The sequence below is a fragment of the Pseudoalteromonas sp. SR41-1 genome, from assembly GCF_014164015.1.
Taxonomy (GTDB): domain Bacteria; phylum Pseudomonadota; class Gammaproteobacteria; order Enterobacterales; family Alteromonadaceae; genus Pseudoalteromonas; species Pseudoalteromonas distincta.
The window spans coordinates 83,649-105,558 of record NZ_JACJEK010000015.1 but is presented as its reverse complement, the minus strand read 5'-3'; the positions used below and the strand labels follow the sequence as shown (position 1 = coordinate 105,558).

Sequence of the window (21,910 nt, the reverse complement as noted above, 5' to 3'; positions counted from 1 at the left end):
AGATAGTTTGTTTAAATTTAAAGCTCTTATATAAGATATAAGAGCTTTAAGGAAAGTATCACACACTGACACCGCTTTATTAGCAACACACACAATTGCTAGCGCGGTACCACACAGCACACACGCACAATATGGAGAATGACATGAGAGCTAAAAAGTCCGTCTTAAGCTTGGCAGTCACGTTAGCAATGACAACCGGTTTAGCGCTTAGCGCGCAGGTACATGCGCAGCAAGAGCAAACCGAACAAGAACAACAAAAAACAGAAACAGCTAAAAACGATACGTTTGAAAAAATAGTCGTTACTTCACAAAAAAGAACGCAAAGTTTAAACGAAGTACCTGTTGCGGTATCGGTACTTAATAGCGATCAAATTAATTCAGCTTTTGCTAATAACATGGAAGGCTTACAGTCACTTGTCCCTTCAGTTAGCTTTAGAAAAGGCACCACAACCCGTAACTCAGCGCTAACAGTGCGCGGTATTGGTACTATTTCATTTAGTATTGCTGCCGAGCCAAGTGTAGCAACTGTTGTTGATGGCGTGGTGCTTGGCCGCTCGGGTCAAGCATTTGCCGATTTATACGACGTAGACCGCATTGAAGTATTACGCGGGCCACAAGGTACATTGTTTGGTAAAAACGCCTCAGCAGGTGTGGTAAACATAACAACAAAAGATCCCTCGTACGACACAACAGGCAGCGTAGAAACCTCGTTTTATCAAGATAACGAATACCGTTTTAAAGGCGTTATAAGCGGCGGTTTAACCGACGACCTAGCGGCAAGCCTTACGGTATTTAAAGGTAAATTTGACGGTTACATTGATAACGTTTACAACAACGAAAAAGTAAACGGTTACGACCGTGAAGGTGCACGTGCTGTATTTAAATACGAACCAGAGGACGACTTAAGCGTAAAGTTTATAGCTGAGTTTTATAACGCAGATGACGACTGTTGTGCCGACTTAGAAGCACTACCAAGTGGCCGTAATCCAGATTCAAAATCAGTACCAAACAGTAACGGTATTGTTGATGGCGTAGCCGATATTGATTTAGACCAACGCAGCGTTGATCACGATTACGAGTCGCGCACAATTGACGAACATAGCGCGTTTTCGGTACAGGTTGATAAAACAATTGGCGACTATACATATACTTCAATTACTGCACAGCGTTCGTGGGATAACACAGAGTACCGTGAAGGCGACTTTACCTCTATTGCTGGCGACAGCAGCGAGCCGGTATTTGACGCGCCGTTTCAATTACACGATTTAGGTGCACAGCAATGGGATCAGTTTTCGCAAGAATTTAGAGTTACATCAAACCTAGCTGGGCCATTTAACTATGTTGCTGGCTTATTTTATTGGAACATGGATTCACAACGTAACTTTACTCGCGATGCTAGTTGTCAAAATAATGGTGGCCAGCTTGATAGCGCAATGGCTTTTTACGCGCAAAATAACTTATCGGGCGCTGAGCTTGATACAGCGCTTGCTGATTTAGAAGGTTACACACAAGGCCTAGGTGTTAGCTGTAACGCAAACGATATTGTATCGGCCACTGCTTTTATGAGCACAGAATTTAATAACTGGGCCGCTTTTGCCGATGGTACTTACGATTTATCTGAAGATTTACGCGTATTATTTGGTATTCGTTACACCGACGATGAAGTGTCGTACACGCATCGCCGTGTAAGTAATGATGTGTATGGCCGCACCGGTGTAGGCGTGCGCCCAGCAACACTAAATACAGATGATGAAGGCAAAGCCGAAGAAACCAACGTATCGGGTCGTTTAGGTATGCAATACGATTTAGGCGATGGTCAAATGGTATACGGTACTTACTCGCAAGGTTACAAAGGCCCTGGTTTTAATATTTATTATAACTTTAACCCAGACACCGACAGCCGCGAAATAGCACCTGAAGAGTCTGACGCTTATGAAATAGGCTACAAATACGCAAGCCGCGAATTTGTATTTAACATGGCGCTTTTCAGAACCGAAATTGAAGGCTTTCAAGCTAACAACTTTGACTGTTCAGACGGCACTTGTATTACGCGCTTAACCAATGCGGGTGATGTAAGTACGCAAGGTGTTGAAGTTGACTTTATGTGGGCTGCAACAGAGTCGCTAACGCTTACCGGTGGTGTTGCTTACATTAAAGCTGAAATTGACGAGTTTAATTGTCCGGCAGAGGTAGCCGCAGGTTCATGTACTGACCGCTCAGGTTTAGATGTACCATTTTCGCCAGATTTAAAATACTCACTAACGGCTGACTACTTTATTGAAACCGACCATGGCTTTAACGTACATATAAATGGCTCTTACATTTATACCGACGAGCAATACTCAGACCTACCAGACAACGTAGGCGAATTTAACCCAGCCGCTTTGTTACCAGATTACGGTATTTTAAATGCAAGTGTGGGTTTATCGTTTAAAGATGACGCGTTTAGAGTGTCGCTTATTGCTAAAAACTTAACAGATGAAAGCTACGCAACTACCTACAGTGGCGATAACTTCCGTTACCAAATACCACGTGATGCTGAGCGCTACTTTGGAGTATCGTTTAAAGCACGTTTTTAATATTTAAATAATTCTCTTAATAATTTCCCTACAAGCGCAACGTTTTACACGTTGCGTTTTTTTTGTGACTTATCTTTGTAATAGTTTAGTCATTTTACTTTCATTAAAATTACCTTTATCAGTCACATCTGTTTTCTATAGTGCAGCGGTTGATCTTTTTTGTGTTTACACATTTCAAAAAAATAACCACTAAACAATGGGAATTACGGATGAAAATTAAAAAAGTCGCTGCGGCAATCGCGCTAACGTTTACGTTTAGCGTAGTGAGCCATGCTGATGTACTACCGCAAAGCCAAACAGACAGCAGCTGGTATAGCGCTGCGCAAACTAAACTAACAACAAAAACAACACAAGCGCAGGCTACACAAGCCACTAAAGCTAAAAACGTTATTTTATTTGTGGGCGATGGCATGGGTATATCTACTCTTACTGCCGCGCGCATTTTACAAGGGCAGCGTAATAACCAATCTGGCGAAGAAGGTTATTTAAGCTTTGAAGAGTTCCCATACTCTGCACAAGTTAAAACGTATAACGTAGATGCTCAAACGCCCGATTCAGCAGGCACGATGACGGCTATTATTTCGGGTGTAAAAACCGATGTGGGCGTTATTGGTGTAGATGAAGATATTGAACGCGGCGTGTGTTCAACAGTAGCAGGTAATGAGCTAATTACCGCGACCGAATTAGCTGAAATTAAAGGGCTATCTACCGGTATTATTTCTACAGCACGTATTACTCATGCAACGCCTGCTGCCACGTATGCTAAATCGGCTGACCGTAACTGGGAAGACGTATCAGATATGCCAGAAGATGCCGTAACGGGTGGCTGTGAAGACATTGCATCGCAACTTGTTAACTTTGAAAAAAACCTAGAAGCACGATTTGTAGGGACCGACGTAGACGGTCTTGATTTTGTAATGGGTGGCGGTCGTCGTCACTTTTTACCAAAAGACGAAACAGCTAACTCAACAGATGCAGTAAGTGCTATAGAAGGCGACCGTACTGACGAGCGCAACCTAGTGACTGAGTGGCAAACACAATACCCAGATGCTACGTACGTAATGGATCAAACAGGCTTTGATGCAATAGCAGACGACGCCACTAAAGTATTTGGTTTATTTAACGAATCCCACATGCAATACGAAGCTGACCGCGCAAACGATGTAGCGGGCGAGCCTTCGCTTACCGATATGACCACTAAAGCAATTGAAGTGCTTGGTAAAAACGATAACGGATTTTTCTTAACGGTTGAGTCAGGAAGAATTGACCACGCGCACCATGCGGGTAATGCATACAACGCGCTTAACGACACCATTGAGTTTGCTAAAGCCGTGCAAGCAGCGGTAGATAACACTAATCCTGAAGAAACCCTTATTTTAGTAACCGCCGATCATAGCCATGTATTTACTATTGCAGGCTACCCTAAGCGTGGCAATCCAATTTTGGGTCAAGTAGTTGCAGTGGGCGAAACTACACCAAGCCTAGCTGCCGACGATATGCCGTACACCACAGTAGGTTACGCAAATGGTTTAGGTTTTAGAAACTTGGGCAGTGAGACTGATGCGGATGCAAGTTACACAAGTGCTGCTGTTGCAGGGCGTGTTGAGCTAAATGGCGTTGATACAACAACCCCAGGTTTTCACCAAGAAGCAACTGTACCAATGGGCTCAGAAACACACGCGGGTGAAGATATTTCACTGCATGCAAAAGGTCCAGGTGCTCAGCTAGCACAAGGCGTAATTGAACAAAACGTAGTGTTTCATCTAATTAATCAAGCTCTTGAACTAACTCAGCAATAATGGCGGCTAACATGAACAAATTAACAGTACTTTCTTTAGCAGTAATGGTCGCGCTAGCAGGTTGCTCGAGTGACGATAACAAAAATGAAAACAATATTATCGCAGTAGATAACGCTATTGCAGTGGGCTCTGAGCAGTGCATTAATGGTGGTGTAGAAACGCAAGTAGGCGCAGATACCAATAATAACGACGTGCTAGACAGCGACGAAGTTAACTCAACTAATTTAGTGTGTAATGCACCTGCAACGTCGCTCACAAACGAGCAATTAGCCTCGCTTACTAGTAATGCATGGTTTAGTGAAGCACAAACAAAATTAGGTGCTGCACAAACAGCCAGTAGCAACATTGTTACTGAATCAGGCAAAGCTAAAAACGTTATTTTATTTGTGGGCGATGGTATGGGTATTTCTACCATAACCGCAGCACGTATTTTAGCGGGTCAGTTAGAGGGCGAAATGGGTGAAGAACACCAGTTAAGCTTTGAAACTATGCCTTTTTCGGGCTTTGTAAAAACATACAACGTAGATGCGCAAACGCCAGATTCTGCAGGCACTATGACCGCAATGGCATCGGGTGTTAAAACCGACGCGGGCGTTTTAGGTATAGATGAAGCGGTTGAACGTGGTAATTGTGCATCAGGCAAAGGGAACGAACTAGTTACCTCATTAGAGCTTGCTGAAATTGCAGGTAAAGCAACAGGGATTATTTCTACAGCGCGTATTACTCACGCAACCCCAGCTGCAACGTATGCTAAATCGGCAGAGCGTAACTGGGAAGATATCTCCGATATGCCAGAAAGTGCCGCAACGTGTGAAGATATTGCATCGCAACTGGTTAACTTTGAAGCCAACCTAGAAGCACGCTTTAGTGGTGTTGATGTAGACGGTATTGACGTAGTAATGGGCGGCGGTCGTCGTCACTTTTTACCAAAAGATGCTGCGTTTAATTCAACCGATGCAGTAAGTGCTGTTGAAGGGGATCGTACAGATAACCGCGACTTAACCGCAGAGTGGAAAACGCAATATCCAAATGGCACGTACGTAATGGATCAAACCGGTTTTGATGCAATAAGTGACGACGCCACTAAAGTGTTTGGCTTATTTAACGAATCCCACATGCAGTACGAAGCTGATCGAGCAAATGATGTAGCAGGCGAGCCTTCGCTTTCACAAATGACCGAAAAAGCAATAAACGTACTTGATAACAACGAGCAAGGTTTTTTCTTAACGGTTGAGTCGGGTCGAATTGACCACGCGCATCATGCGGGTAATGCTTATAACGCGTTAAACGACACTATTGAGCTTGCTAAAGCCGTTAAAGTGGCGATGGAAAACACCAACCCAGAAGAAACATTAATAGTTGTAACAGCCGATCACAGCCATGTATTTACCATTGCCGGTTACCCTAAACGCGGTAACCCAATTTTAGGTAAAGTGGTTGCCGTGGGCGAAACTGAGCCAAGCCTCGCCGCCGACGACATGCCTTATACAACTGTTGGCTACACTAATGGTTTAGGTTACAGAGATTTAGGCGATGAAACCAATGCCGATGCATCTTACTTAGCCGCACCGGTAACAGGGCGTGTTGACTTAAGCGATGTTGATACAACAACACCGGGTTTTCACCAAGAGTCGTTAGTACCACTTGGCTCAGAAACACATGCCGGTGAAGATGTTGGCGTTTATGCAATGGGACCAGGTGCACACTTGGTAACAGGCACAAACGAGCAAAGCTTTTTATTCCATGTAATGGACTTTGCAGCTGACTTTGTAAAAACAGCAGACGAAAAACTAGCGCAATAAATACCGGCTAGTTATAAATTTAGTTAAATATATCTAAATAAAAAACCCCGCATACTGTGCGGGGTTTTTGTCATTAAACTGACATTTATAATCGTTATGTTATTGCCATAAACTTGAAATATAAATAAGAGATAGCTAAATGAAAAAAGCGTTATTAATAATTGCCACGCTTGTAAGTACAAGTAGCTTTGCCTCGCAATGTGATATTGATGCCAAGCATTTAAAAGCGGATTATAAAATTACCAACAGCCATAAAGCGCAGCAAAGTAGCGAGTCACTTACCCTTTGGCGAAACGATCAGCAAGTAGCGCATCAAAGTGAAGTAATCACCGAGCTTTGGCAGCACTTAGCTAATAATCAAATACGACCAATACGTTACTTTAATGCCCAGCAACGCGGTATTGAATACCAACCATCTGAGGTACGCGGCGTACAAAACTGGAGTGCTAAAAACCAGCTGGTGGATAACCACCTAATCGAAAAAATGATCCTAGTAAGCACACAAGGCAGCGGCTGTGATGAAGTAAAAAACTATACACTGAGCGAAAATGGCAACGACTTTAACCTCGCCTTTTTTACGCATTCAAAATTAGTTAAAACATTTAGTATTAGTAACAAAAAAAGCCAAACAACTACCTTACTTAGCCTGAACAATGTAAGCACTGATGAGCCACTAATTAGTGCTCAATTTGCACAGTGGGATCGCTTTCAAACCACCGATTACGCCGACATTGGCGATAACGAAGGCGACCCGTCTTTAGCTAAAATGATAAACCTTGGTTTTATTGAACACGGCGCAACTGGCTTTTATAACCAGCAGGGCGAGGTTATTCAAGGCGGACATCACCACTAGGTCTTTAAATGTTGTAGTTCATAGCTAAAAACGACAGGCGGCTATGAGCTACAAGTAGGTATTCAACGAGTTAGTTAATGAAAGTCACAACAACTAAATTCCTATGAGCAAGCCACTTCCTTCACACTTCCAAAAATAACCGACCCGCCACAAACTATTTATAGTTGGTAATAATTTACGCTATTTGATATTAATAGCAGTTCACACAATAGGGACGTTTTTCGTGAAAATACGGAAATTCCCCCAAGCAAAGCTGTTATATGCAATTCGAGGTTACATGCACGAAATCGTTTCAAATTTAATTTCCAAAAAATGCGAAGGACTATGGTGGGACTTTAAGCAAAAATTTCATAACGATTTGTATGACTTATTACATGATATTATTTGTTTATCTAATGTTATTCATGAGGGCGAGCGTTACTTAATTTTTGGTATATCTGATGAACTTGATGTGATTGGATTGAAGTCAGAGGATAAAACCTATACACAAGCAGGTATATTAGACTTTTTACGACAACAGCCATTCGCTGAAAATAAAGCACCGAACATTAATTTAAAATTCATTAAATACCAAAACAAAGACATCGCAATCCTTACTATTGAAAACGAGCGTGTAAAACCATATTTTCTGACCAAAGAAATCAAATTACGAGGGAGATTTCTTAGAGCTGGAACAGTATATTCTCGCGTTAAAGATACGAATACCCCAAAAGACTCTTGTGCAAATCCACGTGATATCGAAGCAATGTGGAGAGAAAGGTTTGACTTAGATTTATCAGCGTCGAAGCGTTTTAGTTTCATTTTAGAGGATACAGAAAACTGGAATTATAATGGTAATAATGGAGCGTTTTACACATTGGACCCAGATTTCACTATTGAGATAGGTGATACTGAATGTGAAGGTGGACAATATTGGTGGCAAAACTGCTTTTTTGAAAAGCCAATAAAGTATAACTACATGCTAAAATTTAAGAATACAATAATGCATGAAGTTCCAGTAGTTCATTTTAAAAATGAGAATTTATGTATCCCATTCCCAGATATTGAATTTGTTACTCATCCAGAAAAGCTCGATGGACTTAATGCAAGTTTTTATTGCGACCTATTTTATTTTCAAAAAGGTACTCTTCAATATTCACTGCTTTTGCACTTAAGGAAAATTGAGACTGACACTCCATCTTTTAGTACGCCAATAATAAGTCAAATAAAGCCGCCAATCATTGAATTGCCATTTTATATAGTTAATGGCGAGCAGGAATTAAAAGACTTAGAAATAAGTTTTCTTAATATATATAAAGAATTTGTCCAAAAACAAGACGAAATAGTTAAGGGTAGCTTGTATCAGGGTGGAGTAGATGACCGTTGGCAATTAGAAAGAGTTTTTGCTGAATGGGCGTTTGAAATGTTATCCAAAAGCAGATTATAAATCATTTAAATTCAACCTGGATAGTGATTTATATTTTGCGTTGCTATAAATTTTAACCCACTATTTTTTGCATAGTACGATGTTCAGTTTCTCTATGCTTGTTGTTCTATTATAGTGGCTCGGAGATATTGGTTTCTTCCCGGTAGGCAAAGTTAGTAAGGTTACCTGACAAATTATTTTAAGGAACACAGATGTTAGCTCTGTGTTCCTTTTTAGCTTCAACCTATTGAAGCCTTACTACTATCTGCTAACAGTACAAAAAACGACCTGATGCTACTCAAGGTGAGAATCATCAGGCTTTTTAGGCCTATCAGCTAGCTCTGTTAGGCCGTCTTCGCAATCGCCGCTGTCGCAGGTATTTAAATCGCTTTGTGCTTGTTTATCTTGTTGCAGAACTTGTTTTAAATCTTCCATGCGTTGGCGCACGGCTACGCCGTAGCTGGCGTCGTCTCCCCATAACGCAGCAAGTTGCAGTACTGCAGCGCGGTCGTGGTCTCTAAATAGTTTACCAGCACGTTCTGCATCTTGCTTAGTGTTACCTAGTAACTCCAGAGCTTCTACGGCAAGGTTAATGGCCGAGTCGACTGTTTCTCGGTTAAACGCATCTACTTTTAAATTAAGTAACTGATACGCATGGCGGCGGTCGATTGCGCGAGCAACTATTTTAAGCTGCGGGTAGTTTTTATGCGCGAGCTTAATTATCTCAATGGTTTTATCGGGGTTATCAATTGCAATTACCAGCATTTGCGCGGTGTGCGCGCCTGCGGCTTCAAGGAGTTCTTGGCGTGCGGCATCGCCATAAAATACGGTATTGCCAAAACGGCGTAGTAATTCTATTTGGCTAGGGCTGTGATCAAGTACGGTTATTTCGTAGCCTTGCGCGTGCAGTAAACGCCCCATAATTTGGCCAAAACGTCCGTAGCCCGCAATAATTACGTGCTTAGCGGTGCTAATTTGCTCTGGCTTATCAAACTCAGGCAGAGCACTGCTGCTGCGTTTTTGTATTTGCTCATAAACCATAAGTAATAACGGCGCTATTAGCATTGATACCGCCACAACTAAGGTAACAAGGCTGGTTTGCTCGGGCGTTAAAATACTTAAGGTGGTGGTTACGCTTAACAGTACAAAGGCAAACTCACCCCCTTGGGCAAGCGCTAAGGCAAATAATAATTGCTGTTTACTGTTAATTTTAAAGGTAACAGCAAGGGCAAATAAAATGCAGGCTTTAACCACAATGAGTAAAACCACTAAGCCTATAACAGTACTAAACTCGTTAAATAGCAGTTCAAAGTTAATTGATGCGCCAACAGTTATAAAAAACAATCCTAAAAGTAAGCCTTTAAAGGGTTCTATATCGGCTTCTAATTCGTGTCTAAACTCACTCTCGGCAAGTACCACACCCGCTAAAAAAGTACCCAAAGCAGGTGATAAACCAATGCTTTGCATAACCAGCGCAATAGCGACCACTAAAAACAGTGCAAAAATAGTAAATATTTCACGCATGTGTGTTTGGGCAATGTATCTAAATAACGGCGCCGATACATATTTACCGCCGGCAATAATAGCGGCAATAACCGCAACCGATACACATACTTGTTGCCATACAGGCCAGCTTGCAATAATCGAGTCGCTGATTTCTTTTGTGCTAGTTTGCGGGGCAAATGCAAGCAGTGGTAATAGGGCTAAAATAGGAATAATGGCGATGTCTTGAAACAGCAATACCGAAAACGCGTTTTGTCCGGCTTCTTGCTTTAGCCAGCCTTTTTCTTCAAGGCTTTGCAGCACAATAGCGGTAGAGGAGAGCGCGAGCATTAAACCAATGGCGAGTGCGGTTTGCCAATGCATGGCAAAAAACCAATAACAAAATGCAAATATAGCCGCTGCCGATAGCACGACCTGTAAGCCGCCAAGCCCTAAAATAGAGTGGCGTAATGTCCATAAACGCGAAGGTTGTAGCTCAAGGCCCACTAAAAACAGCATCATTACTACGCCAAATTCGGCGAAGTGCATTACATCGGTCTGATCGCCCACAACACCCAGCGCATAAGGGCCAATGAGTATGCCGGCAATTAAATAACCTAACACTGAGCCCAGTCCGACTCGTTTTGCAATAGGGACAGCTACAATGGCTGCTGCTAAGTAAATTAAAGCAATTTCTAACACGCGTTTATCCTAATAACATCAAGGCTTTTAGAATGGCTTAGCTGCTTATAAAATACAATGGATTATATGGCTCAAAGTTGCTTATTTATCAGTAGTTATAACACTAATGGTTATAACTACTGGGCTAAGAATAGCACTTTATGTTGAAGGGGTTATTTGGGGGGCTAAATATTACAAATACTTATAATTGCTGAGCTTGGTTGGCCTGAATCAGAATGGTAAATAGTAATGTTTGAGCTTATTGTATTTTCAACGCTTGTTTCAATTACTGTTACTTCAAACTCTGCTGATGCAGGTAGGTCGATATCTAATTCGCTATCGAGGTAAGTACTTCCGCTTTTTTGCAAAGTAAGTGGTTTTGTTTGATCAAAGCTAAATTGAAAGCTATCTGACGCTAAAAGTGTATCTACCATGTTAAAGCGTAAGTTAACGGTGTCGGGGCCTGAAAACTCAGCACACACAAATACCGAAACCTCAACAGCTTGTAAAACGGGCATGCTATTTTGGCCTATATCCACAGTAAAGTTGCTTTGCGTAATTGCTACAGAGTTATATACCCCTGTTGCGAGTCTTTCGTCTGCGGTGGTTATCGTTATTTTTTCACCTTGTGCTAAATTAACCTCTTCATCAAAAAAGCCGTTTGTGTTGGTACTGTACTGCAGTCCATTAATTGTTAGCTGTGCATTACTTATAGCCGCTTTTTGCACATTAGTAAGTTGCCCTTTAATGCGACCGGTAAGTTGTGCAGAGTTGGTTACTGTAATTGAAAATTGCACACTTTTTGAAAATCCATCAGCATCAGTTGCGACAACGGTTAACGTGTAACTACCTGTCATATCGGCGATAAATTCGGTAATACTTTGGTTTGTATTGCTTAAACTGGTGCTCGAGCCTGAAGGCGCTGATAGTGTCCAAGCGTAATCGAGAGTGGTTCCCTCAGGGTCGTAACTTTGGCTTACATCAAATTTAACTGCATTGCCCACTACATCGTAGCGTGATTGCTCCCCTGTGAAGCTAATTACTGGCAATGCGTTTTGTATTACATCAATTGTTAGGGTTTTTGTGTCGGAGTACTGCACGCCATCGTTAGTGCGTACCGAAATAACCACTTGCCCCTCTACTGATGCGCTAAACGTTGGTATTGATATTGTATTACTGCTAAGCGTTGCTTGGCCTTGCGACGAAATGATTTCCCATTGGTAGCTTAGTGGTTGGCCTTCTGGATCGTAACTAGGTGAGGCATCAAGTAAAACTTGCTCATCAACCGTTATAGAGGTTTCATAAGTTACCAAAGTGATAGGCTTTTTATTGCTACTGGCATGCAGTGCTGAGGTTGCTTGGTTTGAGCTTAATTGCCCATCAGACACTGTAAGTACTACAACGTAGTCGCCTTCTTTATCGGCAATAATAGAGGGTGTTGCTGATGTGCTGTTAGTCAGTTGTGATGCACTATTTACAGGCTTAGCTTGTAACTGCCAGTTATAGCTCAGCGTATCTCCGTCGGGGTCGCTACATTGTTGGCACTGCAAAGTGGTAGATTCGTTTAACGTAATATCACGTTCGGATTCAAGTGTTGCAACTGGGGCTTTATTACTTGTGGTAACAGTTAAAGTAACGGATGCGGTATCGCTTTTGTTTTGTTGGTCGGTAACAGTGAGTGAAAGCGAGTAATCTCCAGCTGTTGACGCTGAAAACCCAGCGGTATGATTTTGCATGTTTGAAAGAGCAGGCGTGCTGCCCTGGGGTTTTGATGTAATTGCCCACGCATAACTAAGCGTATCGTTTTTATCGGGATCAGTGCTTTGGTTACTATAAAGTGTAACAACTTCATTTGGGGCAATTGTTTTATTTTCTACGTTTATAACCGCTTGTGGCGATGAGTTAGAATTAAGCGATTCACTTTTTATGAGTACAACAATGCTTGCCGTATCACCTTGTGAATTAGTAACGGTAAGCTCAACTTTAAATTCGCCTATTTCGTCGGCAACAAACTGGCTTTTTACTTGAGTCGCATTTTCAAGCGTTGCATTACTTGCTACGGGCTTGGTAATAAATTGCCATTTGTATTGATTAATGGCGCCGCTGGTTGTGCTACTTTGCGCGCCATTTAAAAGCACAACATCACCTTGTTTAACGGTTTGTGTGCTACCTGCGTTAGCCGTTAGTTGGGTATTTGCAGTAACGGTGAATTGTTTTTGTGCAGGACTGCTTGAAAGCTTGCCGTCACTCACGGTTAATACTAATTGGTATTCTTGTGCTTCAGATACTGAAAACTCAACGGTACTTTCGTTATTAACCGTAATCGGTATTTCTACTTGTTCGTTTTTGCTGGTTAATTGCCATTGATAGGTGAGTGCATCGCCATCGGGGTCACTACTTTGTGCTGCGCTAAAAACGAGGGTGGTATTTACTTTAAACTCCGATTGCTCGGTGGTAATAACCGCAATAGGCTTTGTGTTAGTGCTGAGCGGTTTAGTTACTGTTTTGGGGTCTGAACCTCCAGAGCCACAAGCTACGAGGGTGAATAAAGCAGTAATTAAAATTAATAACTTCCATTTCATAATATTAATATCCTTTTAATAAGTTGAATATTAATATGTACCTAAATTAGATATAAAGCAAAAAAAATAAATCAAATAAGTAAATTTTCATTATTTTAGGAAATAGTTAACGTGAAACAGTGCTGCTTTTAAATAATTTATACTTTGAGGGGAGTGCTTTATGCCCAGATTGATAGGGCATAAAGTATATTAAATGGCAGTTGAATAAAGTTAGTCTGCTACTTTTACTGAACCGCTAATATTATCGATACTTACATCGCCCGAGCCCGACTCAGTAATAGTCAGCCCCTTTGCATGATTAACGCGAATATCACCCGAACCGTCTTCAATTGTTACGCTTGAACCAATATGCTCAATAAGCAGGTCGCCAGAGTTATCATCAACATTAACTGCACCGCTAATATGGCTTATTACTATATCACCCGATCCATCTTCAACGTTTAGCGAACCGGTTATGTTGCTCACGTGCATTTCGCCAGAACCATCGTCAATAGTTGCATTGCCACTTACGTTGTTTATATGAATACTGCCAGAGCCGTCGGTTAATTCTAAATTACCTGCGATGTTTTCAAGGTTTACTTCACCAGATCCATCGTCAACAGTTAGGTTTTTAGCCCCACTTATCGTTAAATTCCCCGAGCCGTCTTTAACATCAATATTGCTTTGCATAGCACTTATTAAAATATCGCCAGAGCCATCATCAATATCTAAATTTAGATTACTTGGCACAGTAACCACTAAATTAATACTTGGAGATTGACCACTGTAAAAGCTAATACCATTACGGCTTTTATTTTGGGCAACAAGCTTTGCCTGTTTACCGTCTTGCTCGAGCGTTAGTTCGTATTCGTCTTCAATGTCGGCTGTGTAAATAGTGGCATCAACACTAATGCTGGTGGCCGTTTTTGAGCCTTTTATTTCAAGGCTACCTGCACCGCTTAATACATTTAAATATTCAAGATTATTGCTTGGCAGTGATAGCTGTTGAGTTTGCTTTACTGAGGCAACGCTTGGCGATATGTGAAATACACAGCCACTTAATAATAAAATGCCGCCAATAAGTGAAAGTGGTTTTGTAATGTTAGATACAGTTGATGAGCTCATGTTTAGTCCTTTGTATTTTTGTTTGTATTTATATAAACAATATAGAGCAAAAATGAGGCCGAAATGTAAGCTGTTGTTTTATATAGGGTGGTGGTTTTTTATGAAAGTTTAAATACTAATAAGTGGTTAAAATAACTAATTATTAATATAAAAGGATGCGTGATGCATCCTTTTATAATTGCTCTGCTTTTATTAGTAAACTAATTAAAAGCTGTAAGTAATATTACCGTATAAGAAACGTCCGTCTAATCCGTAAGGTGCATACGGTGTGTACGGGAATATTTGACCAAAGTCAGAGTAACCAATGTTATCCACGGTGGCTTGTGGGTACTGATCGAACAAGTTGTTTGCACCAACGGCAAATTTCCAATATTCGTCTGGACGGTATGCCACTTCTAGGTCGGTGATCCATTTAGGGTCTAGGTATTCATCGCGATCAGCTGTAGTTGATATATCAGCGACTTCACCATAACGTGTGGCACGAAGCGTTGTTTGCCATTCGTTAAAGTTCCACACTGCTGATAGGTTCCATTTGCTATCTGGCGTGCCTTCTTCAAAGCGACCTACTTCACGACGCGCAAACACTACGTAGTCGTCACCTAGTGAGTTAAGTTCGCTTGGGTTGTCGTTTACGTGTGTTACTTCGGTGTCGTTAAAGTTAGCTGCTACGTTTAGGCGTAAATCACCTAAGTTGTCTAAATCTAGGTTATAAGTGGCAACTATATCTACACCTTGCGTGCGTGAATCGATAGCGTTGGTAAAGTAACGTACGCTTTCGGTATTTAGCTCACCGGCATTTTGTAGTATTTCTACTACGGCATCGCCCTCTAAGTTTTCAGACAATACAATACGGTCATCAATATCAATACGGTACGCATCAACGGTTAAGCTAAAGCTGCCTTGCGTGTACATAAAGCCCGCAGTAACGTTTACTGACTCTTCAGCATCTAACGGCTGAGCACCGAGTGCTTGCGCTGCGGCTGAATCGGTTGGGAATAAACCAACTTCAAATGGTTGGTTGTTTTCAAGTACTGTTGATATTTGGCGGTACGAGCTTTGCGCTAAAGATGGCGCACGGAAACCGGTGCTAATTGCACCGCGCAGCGATAGGTTTTCAGTAATGCTGTAACGCGAGGCAAGTTTAGAGGTAAATGTGTCGCCAAAGTCGCTGTAATCTTCATAACGACCCGCTAAAACGACGTTCCATTTTTCTGTTAAGTAGGTATCAAACTCAACAAATAAAGCGATGTTATGACGGCTTTCGTCAGTCGCACTTTCTGGTCCAAAACCAGCAAGTACTTGCGCGCCACCGGCTGCAATTGGGTTGCCGTTGCTATCAAGTGCGGTGATGTAAGACGCTTCTTCGCCTTCTTCTATTTTGTAGCTTTCGTGGCGGTATTCAGTACCTACGGTAAAAAATACGTCATCAGGTAAGCCTAAATCGAGTGTGGTATTGGCTGTTGCGTTTACTAAAAACTGATCGTAAACCAATGCACCGTTGTCAAATTCGGTTGGGCTGTCGGCACCTAGTGATGTATTAATACTATTTACAACACCAAAACCAAAGTCGTTGCGGCCGTAGTTGGTACTTACATCCCATGTCCAGTCGTTAGTTTCGCCTTTTAAGCCCAGTGCAAATGAGTAGTCTTGTACGTCTGTTTCAATTTGCGGCAAAAAGCCATCTGGGTACACTTCTAAAACGTTACGGCTGTCTTTTGCTCGGCGGTAAAAACCACCTGAATTACCTTCACGCTTTGAGTAGCTACCAAATGAATAAAGGTTTAAGCCGTTATCTAAATCGTAACCCATGTTGTAAAACAGTGCGTAGTCTTCAAGGTCTGCTTTACCAAAACGGTGATTGTAACGATCGATAGTAAATTCGCGTGGGTCTAAGCTGCCATCATCAAGACGGCTGTATTGTTCGCGTGGGTCAAAGCCTGAGCGCTGCGTTGAGTCGTTATCGCGGTATTCAATTGATACGTTAACAAAGCCGTTATCAGATAACGCAAAACCAGAGTTTGCACTAACAGTGCGTGTTGCACCGTCGTTTACTTCTCTGTCGCCACCGGTATTAAACGCTAAGTCGCCGTTAGCATCTGCATAGGTGCTTTCTAGCTGAGGTACGCCAGCCATTTGAGTATCGTATTTACCGTACGTTACGCTAACGCTGCCGCCTTCTGAGGCATCTTTAAGTACAATGTTAATTACCCCAGCAATTGCATCAGAACCGTACTGTGCGGCTGCGCCATCACGTAGTACTTCAACACGTTTAATTGCAGAGGTTGGGATCATGTTCAAATCAACAGCGGTAGAGCCTCGACCAACAACACCTGCTAAGTTTAATAGCGCACCGGCATGGCGGCGCTTACCGTTTATAAGCACTAGTGTGTGATCGGGTGCTAATCCACGTAAAACAGCTGGTTTTGCATGGTCAGTACCATCACCCATAGTGGCACTTGGGTAGTTAAAGCTAGGTACTTGGTTTGCTAGTATTTGGCTTATTTCTAGCTGACCCGTACTTTGCATATCACCGCTGGTAATAATATCTACAGGTACTGAGCTTTCGGCAATACTGCGTAAGCTACGGCGAGTACCTGTTACTGAAATCACTTCAATGCTTTTTTCGGCTTGAACATCTTGTTCTGCAGCAAATACAGAAGAATAGGGTGCACTAAGTGCAGAAGAAACGGCCAGGCTAAGTGCTACTTTTTTGGCTGATAATGGCTTTAACATGATGTTGATTCCCTTGAGGGCTGCTGACTATTGATTTTAAAAAGGAGCGCATCATATAGAAGCGACTACCCTAGTGCAAAGATAAAAACTATCTAAGATATTCTAAGTTGTTAACAAGTAAGGTCACTGTCTACGCGTGATATAGGCGTTTGGATCGTTGTAGTTGCAATCTTGTGTCGAATGGTTGCGAATTCAAGGGGATTTTAGATAAAAGTTAGTAAGACGTAAAAAGGCCAAGCAAATGCTTGGCCTTTCAATTTTTAAATTTAGTAATTTAAATTATTCAGGGGCAACTTCAAGCGTTGTAAATAATGCATAACGTCCTGCATCTACGCCTTCTTCATTTACGGTAACCTTGTTAGAGGTTTCGATTAGGTATAGGCCTGGCTCTTTCCACGTAATTGTAAACATACCGTCTTTATCGGTCATTACTTTTACTTCGCCACGCTCGTTACGGTAGCGTGTGTCGCCTTTTAAAATACTTACTTCAACGCCTTCACCAGCAGATTTACCATCTTGTAGTAACTGAAAACGTGCTTGTTCACCTACAAATAAATCGTTTGGATGCGTTGGACCGCTAAGCTCTAAGCCTAAACCTAGCTGTGCAGGTTTTGAGGTGCCATTTCGGCTTACAAATGTATCTACTGTTGAAACAACCTTCGTTGTCGTTACATCTTTTGCATTGCTAGGTAACTCGGCTTCTGTTTTTTTACCAAATACGCGCTTGCGCTTACCTTCTTCGTTTTTATAGAAGGTCATGTACATTGGCTTTTGGGTCATTGCAATGTGGTAAGTGCCTTGCTCTGTTAAGCTTACCGCAGCTGAGCTTTTACGCTTTAAGTAATAAGCACGAATGGTTTCAGATACTGGCTCACCATTAGGTGCAAGTGCCATTAATAATGTGTCGTCGTACTCGGCGCCTTTTTCTTTAGGTTTAAAGGCTTTGTCTGGTGCAAACATTTCGTTAGAGATACTAGCGTCAATCATTACGTAATGCGCTTTATCGCCTGATAAAGATGTATGCGAAGGTAGTAACCAACGTCCGTGTGCACTTGCTGAAGTTGACACTAAAGCAGATAAGCTCAATGCGCCGATTAATGCCGTTTTTAATAAATTAATTTTCATTGTATTTCCTTAAATTCAAATGATTAAGTAGCAGCTACTTAGTGCTTACAGTGACGAAGCTTTTAGAAAACTCGTTTTTACCATCAATTGTTAGTTTGCCTGATTTAGTTAAATCGAGCTCAACGCGGGTGTAGTCTCTGCCGCCTTCTTCGCGTACAACTTCAATATTTAGTAAGTATTTACCTGGTTTTACTGGGTTACCGTCTAAATCATTACCTTGCCAATTTATGGTGTAAGTACCTGCGCGTTTTGTTGCGCCGCTAATGCCGTCAAAGTTGGCATCGCTTTTACCGGCTTTACGCCACCATTGGCGTAAGTCTTTAAACCATTCTGCTTTTTGCACCCAAAGTGCAAGCGTTGTAACGTGTTTGCGCTCTGGTGTTTCAAGCCAAACTGCAACGTATGGGCGGTGATACGGTTGTACTTCTAAGTCAGGAAGTGTTAATTCAACCTCTAGCTGTGGTGTTTTTGCATGCGCCGTTGTTTGAAAAAACGCAGCTACGAGCAGTAATGCGGCGCTTATAAATAATTTAAATTTAACCATTAAGACACTCCTTTTATTTGTGGAACCCAACATAAATAAATAACCAGTGGAGTTACCACTCCGAGTACGGTTATCCATATTCCTGCTAAGCGTTTTTTTCTATTTTGAAACAAAATAATCATGCCGGTGATGGCAAATAAAATCATTAGTACGGCAGATATATCAATTACCCAACTCCATACTTCACCGCTGTGGCGGCCTTTATGTAAGTCGCCAATAAGGCTTAAAAAGCCACCTGTTTGGTAATCAAGATTTAGCTCGCCAGTTGTAAAATCAAGCTCTGCGTAGGCAAACCCAGCAGGCAGTGGGTAGTCGAGCATGACAAGCGCGTCTTCTTTTTCCCACTCAATGCTTTTTACTTTTGTAAGTGCATATTGCTCGGCTAGGTAAGCTTCTATTTCAGGGTAAAGCGTTGGCAGCGTATTCAGCTGCTCATTCGCTTTGGTAACTAGCTCTGCTGGAATTACCGCCGTTACTTGGCCATTATTTTTATCGTTTTTAAGCCAATCAATATGGTTGAGCACAATGCCGCTAACGCAAAATAAGATAAGCAAAAAAAACAAAGCTGTAGAAATATAAATATGTAGAGCACGGCTTGTGCTATACAAAGCCCGCTTGTTAATAAACGACATAAAAACAGTAAATAAATTAAATTTACAGCATGATAATGATTTGCATTAGCTATTACAAATTTACTTACTTATCTTTACATAAAAACTTTAAAACAAAGGCGGTAAGCAGGTAAAAAATGAATATTTAACGCTTAGGAGGGCTGGAAGGTCTTAAAATAAGGTAAATCATTACCAATACTTCTATTACTGCAACGAGATAAATAACCCAAATAGGGGCGGCTGAATACAGTAAAAATGTAAATCCAATTAACATGCCAATGGCGGCGTAGCATTTGGCTTTTACAGGCACTACTTTATGGGCTTGCCATTGCTGCAAAGTTACACCGTAACGAGGGTGGTTTAACAGCCATTGTTCAAGCGCGGGTGATGAGCGAGTAAAGCAGGTGAGCGCTAAAATAAAAAATATAGTGGTAGGCATGACCGGCAGCACAATGCCAATAATACCCAAGGCTACAAGTATTAAGCCAAGTGCTTTAAACCATAAGTTTTTATAACAAATAAACACTGCTTTTATATTCACTTAGGCTCTTTTTAGTAATGGCTGATACTTTCGATTGTAGGCCAAATAGTTATAAAATCGAAGTGTAAAAACATAAAAAAGGGCAAACTAAGTTTGCCCTTTTAAATTTATAAAATAGGTTTTACTTATCTAGAAGTAGTAACCTACGTTGATGTTAAAGCGACGCTCTGTATCGCCATCACCAATAATTGTTCCGCCAATAAATGGCTGGTTACGTGCTTGAATAAAGTCAAAGTACGTAAATAACGGGCCTGCTGATACGCTCATACCTGTTACGTTCATCCATGTATCTGCACTGTCGTCAGATTTGTCATAAATGATCCCGTAATCGTTGTAAAACTGTACGCCTGTTATAGGGCCTAAATCAACCGATAGGTCGTAAGCTACGTTAAAGTTAGTCATGGTAGCTTCGCTTGATACGGTGTCGTAGTAGTCAAACGCACCTACAACAAAGCGGTTGCTGTTGTCGTCTAGGTCGTAGTCGTACTCACCGTGCTGAAATTGAATATTCCAGTTATTTATTTGGCTGTTTACGTGGAACGCCCATGCGCCGTAGTTACCTGCACGGTCGTTACCATCATGTAAGCCACCGCTTAATAGTGATACACCCACATCGGTTTTAGCGTTTTCGCCATGCTCAATTTGGTACACTGTACGAGCTGCAAATGTGTTGTATTCACCAAGGCGAGAGCCAGGTGCATCGTATGTGCCTTCGGTTGTTGCACGGCTACCAACTATATCAAAAGAGTAACGCTCGTTAACTTCAGAGCTGCCATCAACGCCGCCTACTTCATCATTTTTGAAAAAGCCTAGGTCTAGTTTCCAGTTATCTTTTAGTTTACGGTTTACTGTTACACCCAAGTCAAAGTCGTCTTCTAGGCCAACATAGTAGTTAGTGCTAAAAAAGTAGCTGTGTGAGTTGTATGGGCCATTACCAAAAGGGACAGGTGCAATACCAGCTTGTGCTTCCCAGCCATCAGTAAATTCGTAACCTAAGTATGCATACTTAACAATGGTCATGTAATCGTAAAAGCGAAAATCACCATTAACAGAAATATCGTTTATTTCGCCAGATAAGTTAATGCGAAATACTTCAAAGTCTAAGTCGCCGCTACGATCTTGAGTGTCTTCATCGTATGAATTAGTGCTGTAATTAAAACGCACTGCGCCACCAATTTTAACGCCTTCGTCTTTTTTCTCAGATTCGGCGGCAGCAACAACAACTTCTTTGTTATCAGCTTTTTTACTAATTTTTGCAACTTCTTGCTTGTGTAGCTCATTAATTTTTTGCTGTTTTGTTTTTTCATCAGCTAACTTATTTTCAAGCAGTTGCATTTGTTGCTTTAACTGCTTAAGTTGGCTTTGTAACGTGTCTAGATCATCAGACGCATAAGAAGTACTTGTAACACCACCTAGAACTAGTGCTAGTGTTAATTTTGAGAGTTTAGTCATAATTGCCGCTCAGATTTTGATTAAAAAATAAAAAATTCAAGACGTAAAAAAACGCCTTACGTTTAGGGTAAGTACAAAAACTATGTATTTTTTTTATTATTTATTCTTTAGGAGCTTGAGTAAGCGCACCAACTTCTAGAAGGGGCGATGCATCTAATTTATCTGCATCCATCATTGCGGCTACACGCTGCATTGATGAGAGTAAAAGGCTCTGTTCCCATTCAGCAAGTGCAGAAAACTTTTCAATAAAGTGTTCTTGCAATGGCTGAGGTGCTTTATCAAGTAACTCTTTTCCTTTATCGGTGAGGTATAAGCTCACTCTGCGTTTATCCATTTGACTGCGTACGCGTGTTACTAAGTTTCTGCTTTCTATTCTGTCGAGAATATTGGTGACCGTTGCTGGGCTTAAATTTACATTTTGAGCAATACGGCTCGCCGTTATTCCATCGGTTTTTTGCACTTCTTGCATTATAAGCAATTGTGGGCCAGTTAAACCCGAAGTTTTATTTAGCTGCTTAGAATGTAAGTCAATCGCGCGGATAACTTTACGTAAAGAAATCAATAACTCGTCATATTTTTGCATTTGCTTATCTCGTCGATGGGGCGGTAGTTTGCCG

15 protein-coding genes are annotated in these 21,910 nt (G+C 41.5%); 5 read left to right on the top strand and 10 right to left on the bottom strand.

Features of this window, described 5'->3' with window-relative positions:
• The first annotated feature begins 143 nt into the window (after positions 1 to 143).
• From H5118_RS14140 to H5118_RS14120, 5 genes are all read left to right on the top strand, one after another.
• Positions 144 to 2,579, top strand: a complete 2,436-nt coding sequence (locus H5118_RS14140) for a TonB-dependent receptor (protein WP_154903800.1) — start codon at positions 144 to 146, stop codon at positions 2,577 to 2,579.
• A 209-nt stretch (positions 2,580 to 2,788) separates the two neighbouring features.
• Positions 2,789 to 4,378: an alkaline phosphatase gene (locus H5118_RS14135; protein ID WP_182749189.1), complete on the top strand. Its 1,590-nt coding sequence runs from the start codon at positions 2,789 to 2,791 to the stop codon at positions 4,376 to 4,378.
• An 11-nt stretch (positions 4,379 to 4,389) separates the two neighbouring features.
• On the top strand, positions 4,390 to 6,180 hold the full coding sequence (locus tag H5118_RS14130; RefSeq protein ID WP_182749187.1) for an alkaline phosphatase: 1,791 nt from the start codon (positions 4,390 to 4,392) through the stop codon (positions 6,178 to 6,180).
• A 139-nt stretch (positions 6,181 to 6,319) separates the two neighbouring features.
• Positions 6,320 to 7,033 (top strand): hypothetical protein, encoded by a 714-nt coding sequence (locus H5118_RS14125; RefSeq protein WP_182749185.1) that lies wholly within the window; start codon positions 6,320 to 6,322, stop codon positions 7,031 to 7,033.
• A gap of 223 nt (positions 7,034 to 7,256) precedes the next feature.
• The gene (locus H5118_RS14120; protein ID WP_182749183.1) at positions 7,257 to 8,459 is read left to right on the top strand and encodes a helix-turn-helix domain-containing protein; all 1,203 of its coding nucleotides are present in this window, start codon (positions 7,257 to 7,259) and stop codon (positions 8,457 to 8,459) included.
• Positions 8,460 to 8,732: 273 nt separating this feature from the next.
• On the opposite strand, the gene H5118_RS14115 is transcribed toward H5118_RS14120, so the two are convergent.
• The 10 genes from H5118_RS14115 to H5118_RS14070 form a co-directional block, all read right to left on the bottom strand.
• The gene (locus H5118_RS14115; protein WP_182749181.1) at positions 8,733 to 10,622 is read right to left on the bottom strand and encodes a monovalent cation:proton antiporter-2 (CPA2) family protein; all 1,890 of its coding nucleotides are present in this window, start codon (positions 10,620 to 10,622) and stop codon (positions 8,733 to 8,735) included.
• 164 nt (positions 10,623 to 10,786) lie between these two features.
• The gene (locus tag H5118_RS14110; protein WP_182749179.1) at positions 10,787 to 13,183 is read right to left on the bottom strand and encodes a PKD domain-containing protein; all 2,397 of its coding nucleotides are present in this window, start codon (positions 13,181 to 13,183) and stop codon (positions 10,787 to 10,789) included.
• A gap of 210 nt (positions 13,184 to 13,393) precedes the next feature.
• Entirely contained in the window at positions 13,394 to 14,287 is an 894-nt protein-coding gene (locus H5118_RS14105; RefSeq protein ID WP_182749178.1) for a hypothetical protein, read from the bottom strand.
• Positions 14,288 to 14,491: 204 nt separating this feature from the next.
• Complete coding sequence (locus H5118_RS14100; RefSeq protein ID WP_220488869.1) at positions 14,492 to 17,020, bottom strand: TonB-dependent receptor; 2,529 nt, start codon at positions 17,018 to 17,020, stop codon at positions 14,492 to 14,494.
• A 279-nt stretch (positions 17,021 to 17,299) separates the two neighbouring features.
• Positions 17,300 to 18,145 carry a DUF4198 domain-containing protein gene (locus H5118_RS14095; RefSeq protein ID WP_182749176.1) on the bottom strand — a complete coding sequence of 282 codons (846 nt, stop codon included), beginning with the start codon at positions 18,143 to 18,145 and terminating at the stop codon, positions 17,300 to 17,302.
• 34 nt (positions 18,146 to 18,179) lie between these two features.
• Positions 18,180 to 18,689 (bottom strand): DUF2271 domain-containing protein, encoded by a 510-nt coding sequence (locus H5118_RS14090; RefSeq protein ID WP_024596098.1) that lies wholly within the window; start codon positions 18,687 to 18,689, stop codon positions 18,180 to 18,182.
• A complete protein-coding gene (locus H5118_RS14085) occupies positions 18,689 to 19,321 on the bottom strand; it encodes a PepSY-associated TM helix domain-containing protein (RefSeq protein ID WP_182692760.1) in 633 nt (210 codons plus the stop codon). Before H5118_RS14085 ends, H5118_RS14090 begins: the two co-directional genes overlap by 1 nt.
• Positions 19,322 to 19,445: 124 nt before the next feature.
• Positions 19,446 to 19,841, bottom strand: coding sequence for a YbaN family protein (locus H5118_RS14080; RefSeq protein ID WP_024596096.1), 396 nt, complete (start codon positions 19,839 to 19,841; stop codon positions 19,446 to 19,448).
• Positions 19,842 to 19,970: 129 nt separating this feature from the next.
• Positions 19,971 to 21,293 carry a carbohydrate porin gene (locus H5118_RS14075; protein WP_182696061.1) on the bottom strand — a complete coding sequence of 441 codons (1,323 nt, stop codon included), beginning with the start codon at positions 21,291 to 21,293 and terminating at the stop codon, positions 19,971 to 19,973.
• A gap of 100 nt (positions 21,294 to 21,393) precedes the next feature.
• Positions 21,394 to 21,876, bottom strand: coding sequence for a MarR family winged helix-turn-helix transcriptional regulator (locus H5118_RS14070; RefSeq protein ID WP_182692757.1), 483 nt, complete (start codon positions 21,874 to 21,876; stop codon positions 21,394 to 21,396).
• Between the last annotated feature and the right edge of the window lie 34 nt (positions 21,877 to 21,910).